Source organism: Calidithermus chliarophilus DSM 9957, from assembly GCF_000430045.1.
Taxonomy (GTDB): Bacteria; Deinococcota; Deinococci; order Deinococcales; family Thermaceae; genus Calidithermus; species Calidithermus chliarophilus.
In genome coordinates, this window is the sequence record NZ_KE387023.1 from 467215 (window position 1) to 482597 (window position 15383).

Below are 15383 nucleotides of genomic sequence, written 5' to 3' on the forward strand. Positions count from 1 at the left end.
TTAGCCTCCCCCAATACAGGCGTGTCTTCCCGTGACGTATGACCCCCCATTCGGGGGAAGTAACGCTACACTACTTGTGGATGCTTAGGCCCAAAGCCCAGTTGTCTTCCGTGCTCGAGATCACCCCGCAATGGCTCCAGGAGCGGGGGATCCGGGGGCTATTGGTGGACCTGGACAACACCCTCGTGCCCTACAAGTTCAAGGGCGAGGCCCCGGAGGCGATCATCGACTGGGTGCGGGGGCTCGAGGCGGCCGGGGTCCGGGTCTTCCTGGTTTCGAACGCCCGCCGCAAGCGGCTAAGGGCCTGGTCGGCCAAGCTGGGGGTGGAGGGCATCGGGCTGGCCGGGAAGCCCTGGTTCGGCATTCGCAAGGGGCTCAAGCAGTTGGGGTTGCCCGCCTCGCAGGTGGCGATGGTGGGCGATCAGGTCTTCACGGACGTGCTGGGGGGGAACCTGGCCGGGGCCTACACCGTCCTGGTGACCCCCATCTCCGACCGCGAGCTGGGCTACACCAAGCTGGTGCGGCAGTTGGAACGGCTGATTCTCAAGCAATAGGGCAGGTGGATGCGGGATGAACGTACTGACCATTGGCGATAAACGACTCGGAGCGGCCCTCCTGGACATGGCCCTCCTCGAGGACGAAGAACTCCAGCGTGCATTGGAGCAGCACCGCGAGGTAGGCGGCACCCTCAGCGACGTGATCATCGAGCTGGGGCTGCTCTCCGAGCGCCGCATCGCCCAGGCCATCGAGGAGACCTTCGGGGTGCCTCTGGTCGAGCTCGCCACCCTCGAGATCCCCCCGGAGATCAAGGCGCTGGTGCCGGCCGAGAAGGCCAAGACCCTCGAGGCCATCCCCTTCGCGCTGGAGGGCGGCAGCCTGCGGGTCGCGCTGATGAACCCCCTCGACAACCTGGTGCTCGAGGAGCTCGAGGACATCACCGGCCAGATCATCGAGCCCTACCAGACCACCCGTTCCTCCTTCAACTACGCCCTCGCCAAGAACTACCCCGAGCTCGGCCTGCACGTCCCCGACGCCCCCAAGTCGGCCAGCGAGAGCGAGATCCGGCTGGGCGACCTGCTCATGGGCAAGGGCTTCGTCGACCGCGACACCCTCGAGCAGGCCCTGGTGCAGCAGGAGAAGACCGGCGAGCTGCTGGGCCGCATCCTGGTGCAGAGCGGCGCCATCAGCGAGTCCCAGCTCTTCCAGGCCCTCGCCGAGCGCGCGGGCATCGAATTCCGCGAGCGCACCGACGACTTGGAGCTGCAGATGGAGATCGCCGCGCTGTTGCTGCGGGCCGACGCCCTGCGCTACCAGGCGGTGCCGGTGCGCCAGGACGGCACCCAGGTGCTCGTCGTGCTCTCCGACCCCCGCCACGTCGAGGCCATCCGCACCGCCATCGCCCGGCCGGTGCGCTTCGTGCTGACGCTGCCGAAGTCGTGGGAGGCCCTCTTCGCCAAGGCCTACCCCGAGAAGTCGCGATTGGGCGAGGCGCTGGTGCAGGAGGGCAAGATCGGGCGCGAGGCGCTGCAGGAGGCGCTGAGCGTGCAGCGGCGCATGGGCAAGATCCGCCCGCTGGGCGAGGTGCTCGTCGAGCTGGGCTACATCACCCAAGAAGACGTCGACGACGCGCTCAACAAGCAGCGCCAGGGCGGGAAGAAGCTCGAGGACACCCTGGTGCAGTCGGGCAAGATCAAGCCGGAGATGCTCGCCAAGAGCCTCTCGGCCCAGCTCGGCTACCCTTACATCGACCCCGTGGAGACCCCGCCGGACCCCTCGGTCATCACGCTGGTGCCCGAGTCCACCGTGCGGCGCTACACCATCTTCCCGCACCACCTCGAGAACGGCAGCACCCTGGTCGTGCTGATGAAGGACCCCCGCAACATCCTCGCCGTCGACGACCTCAAGATGATCACCCGCAAGGAGATCCTCCCCGCCGTCGCCACCGAGGCCGCCATCACCAAGCTGATCGAGCGCTTCTACGGCGGGGCGGGCGAGATCGACGAGCTGGCCAAGGAGTTCGAGAAGAAGAAGCAAGCCCGCGAGGAGGTCGTCGACACCAGCGCCCTCGACGACAACGCGGTCGTCAAGCTGGTCAACACCGTCATCCGCGAGGCCTTCTTGCAGGAGGCCTCCGACATCCACATCGAGCCGCGCCAGACCGACCTGCTCGTGCGCATCCGCGTAGACGGGTCGTTGCGCGAGTACATGAAGCTGCCCAAGGGGGCCGGGCCGGCGCTGGCGAGCCGCGTCAAGATCATGGCCAACCTCGACATCGCCGAGCGGCGCCTGCCGCAGGACGGGCGCGTGCGCTACAAGGACCGCAGCATCGACCTCGACCTGCGTCTGTCCACGCTGCCCACCGTCTACGGCGAGAAGATCGTGATGCGCCTGCTGCGCAAGGCCTCCGAGATCCCCGAGATCGAGGGCCTGGGCTTCGCGACCGGGGTCTTCCAACGCTTTACCGACGTCATCGCCAAGCCCTACGGCATCTTCCTCATCACCGGTCCCACGGGCTCGGGCAAGTCCTTCACCACCTTCTCCATCCTCAAGCGCATCGCCACCCCCGACAAGAACACCACCACCATCGAGGACCCCGTCGAGTACGAGATCCCCGGCATCAACCAGACCCAGGTCAACCCGGTGGCGGGCCTGACCTTCGCGCGGGCGCTGCGCTCGTTCTTGCGCCAGGACCCCGACATCATCATGGTCGGCGAGATCCGCGACTCCGAGACCGCCAAGATCGCCACCGAGGCCGCCCTCACCGGCCACCTGGTCATCGCCACGCTGCACACCAACGACGCCGCCGGCGCCGTGACCCGCCTCGACGAGATGGGCGTGGAGGCCTTCAACGTCTCGGCCTCGCTGATCGGGGTGCTGGCCCAGCGCCTGGTGCGGCGGGTGTGCGAGAACTGCAAGCAGGAGGTCGAGCCCGACCCCGACGTGCTGCGCCGCCTCGAGCTGCGCGAGAGCGACATCAAGGGCAAGGTGCTGTACAAGGGCACCGGCTGCGAGCGCTGCAACGGCACGGGCTACAAGGGCCGCGCGGCCATCCACGAGCTGATGGTCGTCGACGACGACGTGCGCCACGCCATCGTGGCCGGCAAGACCGCCACCGAGATCAAGGAGATCGCCCGCAAGGGCGGCATGGCCACCCTGCGCGAGGACGGCATCATGAAGGCCTTCCAGGGGGTCACGACGCTCGAGGAGGTCATGGCCAAGACCAACGAGTGAGGCACGGCGTTCTCACTTCCTAAGGCCATCATGAACACCCGAACCCGCCATGCGCTGGTAGAACTGGACTAACGGAGGACCGAATGCTCAAGGCGCCCGACATTGTAGATCTCCTGACCCTGTCCGTGGACCGGGGCGCGAGCGACCTGGTGATCACCGTGGGGCTGCCCCCCATGATCAAGGTGGACGGCGAGTTCCACCCTTCCGAGCACGAGCCCCTCACCCCCCAGGACACCCGCCGCCTGATGTACGCGCTGATGGACGAGAAGCAGCAGCGCTCGTTCGAGGAGGACAAGGAGCTCGACTTCTCCTTCAGCCTGCCCAACAAGGGCCGCTACCGCGTCAACGTCTTCCTGCAGCGCGGCAGCGTGGGCGGGGTGCTGCGCGTGGTGCCCACGGTGGTCAAGAGCTTCGAGGAGCTCGGCCTGCCCAAGAACGTCGCCGAGATCGCCCTCTCGCCGCGCGGGCTGGTGCTCATCACCGGGCCCACCGGATCGGGCAAGTCCACCACGCTGGCCTCGATGATCGACTACATCAACGAGCGCCGCCGCTGCCACATCGTCACCATCGAGGACCCCATCGAGTTCTTCCACCGCCACAAGTCCTCGATCATCAACCAGCGCGAGATCGGCTCCGACACCCACGACTTCCACCGCGCGCTGCGCTCGGTGCTGCGCCAGGCCCCCGACGTGATCCTCGTGGGCGAGATGCGCGACTACGAGACCATCTCCGCCGCCATCACCGCCGCCGAGACCGGCCACCTGGTGATGGGCACCCTGCACACCAACTCGGCCCCCGAGACCATCGACCGCATCGTCGACGTCTTCCCCGAGGCCCAGCAGGAGCAGATCCGCGTCCAGCTCGCCAACAACCTGGTGGCCGTGATGACCCAGCAGCTCCTGCCCAAGGCCTTCGGCGGCGGGCGTGTGCTGGCCTACGAGCTCATGATCGCCACCCCCGCCGTGCGCGCGCTGGTGCGCGAGGGCAAGACCCACCAGCTCGTCTCGGTCATCCAGACCGGCGGCCAGTACGGCATGATCACCATGGACGCCTACCTCGCCGACCTCTACCGCCGCAAGCTCATCACCTACGACATGGGCATGACCCGCGCCGTCGACCCCAAGGAGTTCGCCCGCCTGGCGGGCATAGGACAGCAGCAGCCCCAGCCGGGGGCGCGGCCGACGCGGTCGTGAGGTGGGATGGGGGTCGATAGCCGATAGCCGAATGCGGGTCGTACGTCCTACGCCGTACGCAAGACGCGAGACGCAAGACGCTGAACGCCCCTCCCTCCGGCCGGAGGGAGGGGCGTGGAGTGGGTGGGAGGGCTGACGGCTGAGGGCTGACGGCTCACCGCCGTCCACCACGAGCCACGAGCCGCCCGACACCCGTCACCCGCTCTCAACCTTCCGCCCGTGTCTCCATCGCAGGTTGTGCCGCTCGAGGCTTGCTGAAGACGAGCCATACGGCCACCATCAGCAACGTCGCCCCTCCGGCTACGCTGAAGATCAGGGCGGGGCTCAGGCGGTCGACGACCGGGGCCAGCAGCAGCAGGGCGATGGGCATCCCCACCTGGCCGATGCTGCCCAGCACCCCGAAGACCCGGCCGCGGAACTCGGGGGCCACCAGGCTCTGCAGCAGGATCACCAAGCTGGTGTTGACCAGGCCGTTGGCGGCGCCCCCTACTACGGCCAGGGCGTACATCCACCCCACCTGCCCCACCCAGCCGATGGCGCCTATCGCCACCGCCATCACGCTCAGGCCCAGGCTGAAGGCCACGCCGGGCTGCAGCCTGGGGCCCAGCACGCTCACCAGCACGTTGCCCAGCACGATCCCCGCGGTGAAGGAGCCCATGAAGAAGCCGTAGCCCTGCGCGCCCAGGCCCAGGTCCTGCATCATCTTAGGGATGAGCATGAGCACCGGGGCGAAGGTCATGTTGATGAAGAAGGCCATCAGCGGGACCAGGGTCAGGACGCGGCTGCGGGCCATCAGGCGCAGGCCCTCGCCCAGCCCTTGCCAGAAGCCCCCGTGCCGCGCCTGCCCCACGAAGGCGGGCATCCGCACCAGCAGCAGGAGGCCGGCCATCACGAAGAAGGAGACGGCGTCGACGAGCAGGGCCAGCGGCGAGCCGATCTGGCTCACCAGCACCCCGCCCCCCACCAGCCCCAGGAAGTTCATGCTCTGGGTGGCGGTGCCCAGGAGGCCGTTGGCGCGGGCGAGCTGGTCCTTGGGGACGAGCTCGGGGAAGACCTTGGAGGCGGCCGGGCCGTAGATCACGCCGATGACGCTCATCAGCACGGTGGCCGCGTAGATCAGGGGGATGCTGACCTCCCCCCGCGCGGCCAGGGCCCATAGCCCCAGGGCGATCAGGCCGCGGGCCACGTCGCCCAGCACCAGCGGGGGCTTGATGGGCAGGCGGTCCACCAGGTTGCCGGCCAGCGGCGCGAAGAGGCCGGGGATCAGCGAGAGGGCCAGGTTGACCCCCATGCTCGCGGCCGAGCCGGTGAGCTCGAGGATCAAGAACGAGAGCGCGATGCCGGCCAGCGCGCTGCCGAAGCTCGACTGGGCGGTGCCCAGCCAGTAGAGCACGAAGTCGCGGTTCCAGAGCTTGGTGGGCTGCATCAGGCCACCTCCTCGAGATCGGGGGCGTTCGGATCTTTCCGGGGCGTGGGGTGGGTCAGGGCAGGGTTCATCGCGCTTCCTCTCTCGAGTCCAGGGTGCGGGTTAAGCTACTTGGTGTGAAAGAGGAGACCTCAAGTAGGCAGCTCAAGCTGCTGCTGGTGCGCGAGAACCAGCGCATCCTCGACCGGCTGCTCAAAAACCCCGGCAGCGCCCAGGAGCTCGTGGAGCAACTGGGCCTGGACATGAACCGCGTGCACTACCGCCTGCGCCAGATGCAGGCGGCGGGCCTGGTGCGGGTGCGGGAGGAGCGGCGGCGCAAGGGCCGGGCGGTCAAGGTTTATGAGGCCGCGCAGGAGCGCTTCCTCATCCCCTTCAGCGCCTCTACGGCCGCCAGCATCGAGGAGCTGATGCAGGAGGTGTACCACGAGGCGATGGACCGCTTCGTGCAGAACCTCATCCGCCAGTTCGCCCAGTACGACCCCGAGTGGGGGGTCTTCGCCCAGCCCGACGAGCGCGGCAACCTGAGCATGGCCTTCGGCCTGTTCAACCCGGAGCCCGGCGCCCCCTGGCGCGCGGAGCTGCGCGAGCGCATCCTGGGCGAGTGGGGCGGGCTCTCGCTCACCCCCCAACAGGCCAAGGACTTCATCCGCGAGCTGCGGGCGCTGCGCGAGAAGTACCGCCGGATGGCCCCGCTCGAGGGCAGGCCGCACATGGTGGGGCTGTTCGTGGTGGAGGGGGCTGTTTAAGAGACGGCTATACCTGTAGTTGATAGAAAAATGACCATGCTTGAGTCACCTTCCCAGTTATCGTGGAATTCCACCACCTACTGAGGAGGGCTTATGGGGTTTGGCTTTCGTAAGAGCGTTAAAATGGGGCCTTTTCGGGTCAATTTATCGAAATCAGGCATAGGCGTGTCCTTTGGACTTAATGGACCTCGCCCGAGAGCGGATGACCGAAGTCGAACTGGCGTATAGTACCCTCCGCAGAAACCGCTAGCATCGGGGAGCTGAGCCCTGAGCTCGTCCGGAAGGCCAGACCGGATACCACCGTCCGGCATGCCTAGATAACCCAAGATGGCGTTAAGGCCTAGAGGTATCCGTTAGATTGAAACCTAGCTACGTCGATGTTGCGCTTCGGGGAATACGTCACGGAGAACCTCCTGGGCAAGGGAGGGCAGGGGTCGGTGCTGCGGGTGCGCGATCCCCGCATCCCGGATAAGGTTTGGGCCTTGAAGGTCTTCAGTGAACGCTCGCTCTTCGAGCGTGAACGGCGTGCGCTCGCGGCCCTGGAGGGCATCCACCACCCGGCGATCCCCCGCCTAGCCAATGCCTTGTCCGCCGATGGCCAGCACGCGCTGGTGATGACCTATTTCCCAGGTCGGTCGCTCGAGCACCAGCGCCCGGGGTGGCGCAGAACCGCCGCGATCCTGGCACAGGTCGCGGGGTTGCTCGAGCGCATCCACCAAGCAGGTTGGCTGTACCTCGACCTCAAACCCGCCAACCTCATTCAGGGGAACGACGGGCAGTTGCACCTTGTCGATTACGGTCTGGCTCAGCCCCTCGCTTCGGCAATCAGCGAGGGGCTGGGCTCGCCCGGCTTCGCTCCGCCCGAGCAGATGGCAGCGGGTAATCGCCTCACTCCTGCAGCCGACGCCTACGCCATGGGGGCCTTAGGGTATTACCTCTTGAGCGGCCACCCGCCCGACCTCACCAATCCTCCGGCCCTGGATGAGATCCCCACAGCCCTCGAAACCCTGCTGCGTGACCTCGTCCAGCCACAACCCACTGCACGCCCCCCCCTCAGCCGGTTGGCCAAGCTCGACCTCCAGGCCCTCGAGCAGAGCCTGGTGCGCTGCGTGGGATGCGGCCTGGAATTGCGGCCTGAGCGGGTTCAGTGCGCGCGCTGCGGGATGAGGACGCAGACGGCGACTGCGCTCCGGCCTAACCTCCCTCAGTACCCGCGGGAGTTGCCCGAGACCGTGATCCACCCACCAGGCGGCAACACAGCGCTGGTGCTCGACGAGCTGCTCAAGCCCTCCCGGCTACGGGATGTGGTCCTGCGCGACCTGCGGCTCGAGGTGGAGAGGATCGCCCAGATCCGCGGGTTTGAAAATTTGCAAGCCCCCTCCCGGCTCCGCCATCGTATCACTTTCTACCCTCACCAGCTCGACACCGCCCGCCGGGCGCTCCAAGAGATGCGCGGCAACGCTATCTTGGCTGACGAGGTCGGGCTGGGCAAGACTATCGAAGCAGGCTTGATCATCAAGGAATTGGTGCTACGTCAGCTTGTGCGGCGCGCGCTGATAGTGGTACCCAGTCACCTCGTCGACCAGTGGGCCGCCGAGATGGCTGAAAAATTTGACCTCCCGTTCCGGGCTTATGAGCGCCCCGCCGACTGGAAGAGCCCCCTGCTGGTGAGTTCAATCCATGCACTGCAACACAACAAGCACAACGTGTTGAACCGAAAGGAGCACTACGACCTCATCGTCGTCGACGAGATGCACAACCTGCTGAAGAAGACCGGGGATCCCAAGGTGGTGTATCAGATCATCGCCAAGCTGCCACGTAACTACCTCTTGTTGCTCTCAGCAACCCCCATCCGACGTCACGTGCACGAGTTGTTCTACCTCATCAACCTGATCCGCCCAGGCCACTTCCGAAGCCTTCAGGAGTTCCAGGTTCGGTTCAACCCTTGGGGCTACCACAGCCGCCGAGTCAACACCCGCGAGTTGCGCGCAGCGTTGCAGGAAGTGATGATCCGTCACCACCGCAACAACCTGCCTGCCGAGCATCTGCCCCCGCCCCGCCAGGTCGAAGCCCGTGAGTTAGTCCAGAGCTCCCAGGAACGCCAGTTGCTGCAGACGGTGTTGGGGGCGATCAAGCACCAAGTCATCCCCAGCGGTGCAGCCACCCTGAGCCAGGCTTTCAGCTCACCCGCCTCCCAGATCCAGTTGCTGTACCGCTACAGGGTGCCCCTCCTCGCCGACGGGGCGGTGGAGAGCTATAAGCTCGCCGAGCTACAGCAGATCCTTCAGCAGGCCCAGAGTCAGGTCATCGTCTTCACCCGCGAGTCCGCCACCGCCACCTGGCTCTATCAGAACCTGCAGCGCCACGGGTACGATGTCGTGCTGTTCGGGCCCGGGCTTTCGAGGGCCGAAAAGGCTGAGCGCTTCTGGCGGTTCAAGCGTAAAAGCTGCGGTGTGCTGGTGGCGACCGATGCCGCTGCTGAGGGGCGTAACCTGCAGTTCGCCCACCACCTCGTCAACTTCGACATCCCCTGGAACCCGTTGCGCCTCGAGCAGCGCATCGGCCGGGTGGACCGCTTGGGGCAGAAAAACCCGCCTAGAATCTACAACCTTTACTACGCCGATACTTTCGAGGGCGACATTTACCGCCTGTTCAACCAGGGTCTGCGTATGTTCGACCTGATCGTGGGTGAGCTGGCCTCAGTGCTGGAGGAGCTCGACGACATCGGGGATAAGGCACTTGACGAGGTGATCGCCGGGCTGTGGCTGGAACACAGGAATGATCCGGCGGCACTAGCCCAGGCTATGACCGCGCTCTCCGCTAGGCTCCGCTCCGCCCGCCGTGAGTTCGACGAGGAGAAGCAGTTTGAGGAGAGTATCGACCGGGAGCTGTTCTGATGGAACGCCTCGAGCCACTGGTCCTTAAGCTCCTTGAAGCCGCCGGGGCGAAAGCCCAAGCGGTGGAGGACGGCAAGGCCTACACCGCACCTGTCTCGCCTGAGCTGGCCCCGCTCTTCCAGGGTAGGAAGCGGCTATACTTCACCTTCGACGAGGAATACTTCGACCTCCACCAGGAGCGCGGTGTGGAGTTCGTGGCCCCCGGGTACCCCCTGCTCGACCGCCTGATCCGCTACGCCCAGACCCGCTTCCTAGTTTCAGAGGCTGCCCTTGACGGCACGGGGTTGCGCCGCCTCGGGTTGTCGAGCCACACCCTAGCGCTCGAAGCTCAGCCCCGGATGGTCGGACGGATTTACCTGTGTTTCCACCTCAAGCTGACCCTGCGCTCCGACGAACACGTGGAGGAATTGCTCACGGTGTGGGTCGACCTTAACAGGCAGCACGTGCTCAGCGAGCCGCCTCAGGGGGTGGGACTTCGCCCCACCACGCAGGTGGTGGGGCTCGACGCCGCAAAGGTCCAGGCTGCCTGGGTCCTAGCCCAGCAGGAGGCTCAGGAGCAAATCCGCGTTCGCGTCGCACGCTACGAGGAGGCCGCCAATCTCCGGCTGGTCGCCGAGTTGCGCCGGCTCGACCAAGCCAGGGTTTCGGCCGTGGAGCGCCAGCGTGCCATCGAACGCCACCGGCTACAGGTTCACACCGAGTTGGTCTTCACCGAAATCTTGCACTACCCGCTGCAACTATGGGAGGTCGAACTGCGCGGCCGGGCCTGGAACCGCCGCTACCAATTTCGTTGGGACGCGGTGCGAAAGACTTGGCTGACCCCACCCTCCTGCCCGGTATGCCAGCAACCCACCTCAGCGCTCGAGGCCTGTGACGCCGGGCAGCACCCGGTATGCCCAAGTTGTGCGGCCACATGCACCCACTGCCAAGCCCGCCACTGCAGCGCCCATCCCACCCGGCCATGCCACAACTGCCGCCAGGGGCACTGCCCGCAGTGCCTGACTAACTGCCATAGCTGTGCCAGGCCCTACTGCCCACGCTGCCTCGAACCATGCCCGGCGTGCACGAAAAGCACCTGTGAGAATTGTCTGCTGCGCTGTGCAGTTTGTGATCACGCGGCCTGCAAAAATCACTTCGCCCGCTGTCACCTCAGCGGCGCGGCATTGTGCCCAGAACACGCCCACGCCTGCGCCAATTGCGGCCAGACCACTCACCCCGCACGGTTACACCCGGCGGGTGATAAAGGCAAGCCGCACTGCGAGGCCTGCGCCATGACCTGCAGCGAGGCCCACCCGGAGCCCTACTGGATTCCACGCCGCCAAGCCATGTACTGCGCAGCCCCTCATGACCATCCCCATGTGCTGTGCCCCCAACACGTACACCGCTGTGTGCTGCACCCTACCCCGGTCGCTTTCTGCGCGGCGCATCTTGAGGCCTGCTCCAGTTGCGGAGCGGCGGTCTGCTCGGAGCACCGGGCGTACTCGGCTCTATCAGGGCAACTGTTCTGCAGTGCCCACCTCTTCCAGTGCCCGCGGTGCCGGCGAACCGTAGGCACACCAGAGAAGGTCGCCGTCACGGACGGCCCTGAAGTCTGCCCCACCTGTGCACAAGCGTGCCCAAGTTGCGCGCCACAACACCTGCCGTGGAACCTGGACCAGTTGCTTCCCTGCCCCCACTGTCTGAGCGAGGGCCTGCAGCAAAAGCTCGTCACCCCGCAACCCTCGCCAGACCAGCTCAAGCGCAGTTATCCTAATCTGCTGCGCTGCCCGGAGCACCGGGTCACCTGCTACCTGTGTGGCAGGCCGGGTTGTACCGATCACGTCCGGGGTTGCCCGGAGTGCCGCCGCCCCACGTGCCCCACCGACCTCGTCCGAACCGTCGAAGGTGACTTAGTCTGTCGTGCTTGCGGTTATCGCTGCAAGGACTGCGCCCCCGAACACCTCTACCTACGCTCGAGCCTCGAAGACTGTACTATCTGCCGCCAGAACCTCTGCCCAGAGCACCGGACCGCCTGCCGAAGCTGTCTCGAGGCCGCCTGTGCAGAACACACACGGTCGTGCCGCCTTTGCAAGGAGGCAGTATGCACCCGTTGCGCCCAAGACGGCTACTGCCAAGCCTGCGCCTCCCTCTGCCTTGGCCAAACCCTGCCGTCAAGGCTGCCTTTAAGTACCCCAGCCCAGGCGTATCCCTATCTGCTCGGCAGTCACCTCCGCCCGGACGGTACACGGCTCATCCACGTGGTCTACTACCCCGAGGTTTCCGGCTTTTGGCAACGCGCCCGCCTTCTACTCACCCCGCCGTTACCACGGCTAGATGTGCTCGAGGAACGCGGAGGCCAGATGAACCGCCTGCGCACCCGGGTCTTATCCAAAGGACACCCCTCCCTGCCCCGATTTAACGCCTGGAGCTACCTATTCCGCCGCGCTCAGAGGTAAGCCATGGAAACCTGCCCTGCCTGCTTGACCCCCCTGACAGATTTCCCTTGCCCTGCCTGCGGCTTCAGTCCCAATGCCGTGCCTACCGACAGCCTGCCCCCCGGCCGTGTGTTAGCCGGACGGTACCGCGTAGACAAATTCCTGGCCCAAGGCGGCATGGGATCGGTGTACAAGGCCTTCGATATCGCAACCAACAAGGTCTGCATCCTCAAGGAACTCCTGGACCAGGGCGACCCCGTCGACCGGCCACAACGAATTGCCCAATTCCGCCAGGAAGCGCAGATCCTCGCAAGCTTGCACCACCCTAACATTGCCGCCGTGTGGGACTTTTTCGAGGCTGATGGGCGCTACTACCTCGCCGAGGAGTTCTTGGGCGGCGGCTCCCTGGGGCAGTTCGTTACCTCGGTGGATGAGGCTGAGGCCGTGCGCTGGGCGGTAGAAATCGCCGAGGCGCTGGCCTATCTGCACGCCCGAGGCATCATCTACCGCGACCTCAAACCTGACAACGTTCTGTTGCGCGACAACGGCCAGGCTGTACTCGCCGACTTCGGGATCGCCCGGTTCTTCAAGCCCGGCAAAAGCGGGGATACTACCCGTTTCGCCTCTTTGGGCTACGCGCCCCCGGAGCAGCTATCGATCAGCATTCAGACCTCGGCCGCTAGCGACGTGTACGCCTTTGGGGCAACTCTGCACCGGCTGCTCTGCGGAAAGGAACCCCAGGAGTGGATGAAACCGGGAGACGTGTGGGCCGTGTTCCCGCCACTCAGCCACGTGCGCCCGGGTCTGCATCCCGTCCTGGCCCGCGTGGTTGAGCGCTGCGTGCGCCTGCCCATCCAGGAACGCTATCCTGACGCGACTGCCCTCCTGTCCGAGCTACGTCCCCTCTGGCTAGCCTTCCAGGCAGCCCGATGCCGTTGCGGGCAACAAAACACGCCAGGTAGCCGAACCTGCGGGGCCTGCGGCCGCTCGCTGGTACAACTGCAAGCTTGGCAGGCTAGCTACCCCGGTTCCTTCCGGATTCAGGCGAACACCCCGTTCACGGTAGCCTGGAAGACCCCACTCAGGGAAGCAGTGCGAGGCCAGCCAGTGCTGGCCGAGGGCATGATCTATGTGGCTACGGAGGCAGGCCACCTCTACACGCTCGACCTTGAGGGTCGAGTCACAGCCAAGCGCCCCCTGGGGGCCCCCTCGCGCTCCAGCCCGGTCCTTCATGGCGGTCAGGTCTGGGTGGGAACGGCCCGGGGGCTGCTTTCACCCGACGGACTGATCACCTTGGGCGAGGTGTTCGCGCCCCCTGTCCTGGAAGCCAACCAGGCCTACGTGCTGACCTACGGGGGCATACTCATCGCCCTCGAGGTAAGCGGTGCGGTGCGCTGGAAACAGTCCCTCACAGCCGAAGGTGTGGTATCCCCGCTGGTACTGCCTGAACAAATCATCGCTCTCAGTAAAGAAGGCGAGCTGTTGGCCTGTACCCGCCAGGGCGAGTTGCGCTGGAAGAGGGTCCTGTCGAGCCGAGTCTACGGCGCCCCCATCCCTGTGAGCGGTCGGTTGGCTGTACTGGACGCGCGGGGGAGGTTGCACCTACTGGACCTCGAGGACGGCCGCAGCCTGCTGCAGTTGGCGGTTGTAGGCCCCACCTTCGGCGGGCTGGCGGCCTCCACGCAGCACTGGATCGCTGCCGACCAGAACGGCCTGCTAGTGTGTCTCAACGCCGACTTCAGCGAGGCATGGCGGGCGGGCATAGAGGGCGGGGTGATCGCTAGCCCAGTCGTGGCAGGAACCTGGGCCGTGGTTGCTTCTCGATCCGGAAAGGTCTCGCTGTTCGACGTGTCCTCCGGTTCGAGGGTTCAAAGTATTGAACTTCGCGAGGAATTCGTTTCGCCATGGATTGCCGACGGCAACGCCTTGGTAGGGGTAAGCCGAGCGGGGATGGTCTACGGCTTGGTGGGGGCATAAGCCCGACGAACCCTGGGCGTCCACGTGGACGTTATCATGATCCCATGAACCAGCGCTGCCGGAGTAGATTGTGGTGGCGCGCCCGGCCTCGAGCCCGCGCTGCCTGACGCCCCCGCTGAGGAACCCGGTGCCCTACCGCCTCCACCTGCTCGGCCCGCCCAAGCTCGCCTCGCCCCGGGGCGTGAGCCCCCTCGAGCGCAAGACCGCGGCCGTGCTGGCCTACCTGGCGCTGGAAGGCCCCACGCCGAAGTACAAGCTCGCCGGCTGGCTGTGGCCCGACTCCGGCGAGAGCACCGCCCGCAACAACATGCGCCAGTTGCTGCGCCGCCTGCGCGTGGGCCTCGGGGAGGTGGTGCTGGGCGAGGACCGCCTCGAGCTCGCGCCCGAGGCCGAGGTGGACGTCAAGCAGCTCTCCTACCTCGAGGCCCCCTCCCTCGAGCTGCTGCGCCAGGACGCGCGCCTGCTGGAGGGCTATGACTACGACGACTGCCCCGACTTCGAGGAGTGGCTCGAGGGCGCCCGCGAGGAGCTCGACGCGCTCCGCTCGCGCACGGCCCAGAGCGAGGCCGAGCGGCTGGAGAAGGCGGGCAACCTCAAGCAGGCTCTGGAGTACGCCCAGCTCCGCCTGCGGCTCGAGCCCCTCTCCGAGGAGGGCGCCCGCCAGGTGGCGCGGCTGCAGTACTTGCTGGGTGACCGGGGCGCGGCGCTGGCGACGCTGGAGCGGCTACGCGCCTCGCTCGCGAGCGAGCTGGGCGCCGAGCCGCTGCCGGAGACGCTCGAGCTCGTGCGGCTGGTCGAGCGCGGCGCCGAGCTGCCGGGCTCGAGCCCGAGGCCGCGGCCGGCGGTGCTCCCGGCCGCCGTGCTGCGCCCGCCGGTGCTGGCGGGCCGCGAGCGCGAGTGGGCCCTGATGGAGGAGGCCTGGGAAGAGGGGAAGTTCATCTTCCTGGTCGGGGAACCTGGGGTGGGCAAGTCGCGCCTGGCCACCGACTTCCTCGCCAGCAAGGGCCGCTTCGTGCACCTGGAGACCCGCCCCGGCGACGCGAAGATCCCCTACTCCACCAACAACCGCTTCGTCCGGATCATGCTGGCCCAGTACCCCGGCTACTCCCCCCCGGAGTGGGTGCGCCAGACGCTCGCCCCCTGGCTCCCCGAGCTCGGCGAGGGCCCGCCCGCCTCCGACCCCGGCCTGCAGACGCGCTACTTCGAGGCCGTGGGCCACGTCTTCGACCAGATCGGCGCCCACGGCGAGGCGGCCTTCGTCGACGACCTGCAGTTCATGGACGACATCTCGGCCCAGACCGGCGAGTTCCTGCTCTCCCGGCTCTTCCCGCTCAACCAGCCGGGGGGCCTGCGGGGCTTCGTGACCTGCTACCGCAAGGGCGAAATTTCGCCCCTCATCGAGCAGATGCACGCCGAGATGGTCACGTGGGGCATGGCGGTGCGGGTCGAGCTCGACCCCCTGCCCCCCGCCGCCGTCGGCGAGCTGCTCCACGGCCTCG

9 protein-coding genes are annotated in these 15383 nt (G+C 66.5%); 8 read left to right on the forward strand and 1 reads right to left on the reverse strand.

Annotated features, from left to right (window positions below):
* Positions 1 to 80: 80 nt before the first annotated feature.
* The 3 genes from MEICH_RS0102330 to MEICH_RS0102340 all read left to right on the forward strand — a co-directional run bounded on the left by MEICH_RS0102330 (position 81) and on the right by MEICH_RS0102340 (position 4424).
* Complete coding sequence (locus tag MEICH_RS0102330) at positions 81 to 554, forward strand: YqeG family HAD IIIA-type phosphatase (RefSeq protein WP_027891281.1); 474 nt, start codon at positions 81 to 83, stop codon at positions 552 to 554.
* Between the two features lie 16 nt (positions 555 to 570).
* Positions 571 to 3231, forward strand: coding sequence for an ATPase, T2SS/T4P/T4SS family (locus tag MEICH_RS0102335; RefSeq protein ID WP_027891282.1), 2661 nt, complete (start codon positions 571 to 573; stop codon positions 3229 to 3231).
* 83 nt (positions 3232 to 3314) lie between these two features.
* The gene (locus MEICH_RS0102340; protein ID WP_027891283.1) at positions 3315 to 4424 is read left to right on the forward strand and encodes a type IV pilus twitching motility protein PilT; all 1110 of its coding nucleotides are present in this window, start codon (positions 3315 to 3317) and stop codon (positions 4422 to 4424) included.
* 205 nt (positions 4425 to 4629) lie between these two features.
* Here the strand turns inward: MEICH_RS0102340 and MEICH_RS23200 are convergent, their stop codons facing one another.
* Positions 4630 to 5850, reverse strand: coding sequence for an MFS transporter (locus MEICH_RS23200; protein ID WP_051303845.1), 1221 nt, complete (start codon positions 5848 to 5850; stop codon positions 4630 to 4632).
* A gap of 116 nt (positions 5851 to 5966) precedes the next feature.
* On the opposite strand from MEICH_RS23200, the gene MEICH_RS0102350 reads away from it, so the two are divergent.
* The 5 genes from MEICH_RS0102350 to MEICH_RS23210 all read left to right on the forward strand — a co-directional run.
* A complete protein-coding gene (locus MEICH_RS0102350; RefSeq protein WP_027891284.1) occupies positions 5967 to 6596 on the forward strand; it encodes an ArsR/SmtB family transcription factor in 630 nt (209 codons plus the stop codon).
* A 93-nt stretch (positions 6597 to 6689) separates the two neighbouring features.
* A complete protein-coding gene (locus MEICH_RS30630; RefSeq protein WP_084542144.1) occupies positions 6690 to 6824 on the forward strand; it encodes a DUF4236 domain-containing protein in 135 nt (44 codons plus the stop codon).
* Positions 6825 to 6973: 149 nt separating this feature from the next.
* Positions 6974 to 9493, forward strand: coding sequence for an SNF2-related protein (locus MEICH_RS0102355; protein ID WP_027891285.1), 2520 nt, complete (start codon positions 6974 to 6976; stop codon positions 9491 to 9493).
* 2438 nt (positions 9494 to 11931) lie between these two features.
* Positions 11932 to 13884 (forward strand): protein kinase domain-containing protein, encoded by a 1953-nt coding sequence (locus tag MEICH_RS26775; protein ID WP_084542145.1) that lies wholly within the window; start codon positions 11932 to 11934, stop codon positions 13882 to 13884.
* A 127-nt stretch (positions 13885 to 14011) separates the two neighbouring features.
* Positions 14012 to 15383, forward strand: a 1372-nt coding sequence (locus MEICH_RS23210; RefSeq protein WP_169730625.1) for an ATP-binding protein, incomplete at its 3' end; no start/stop codon positions are given.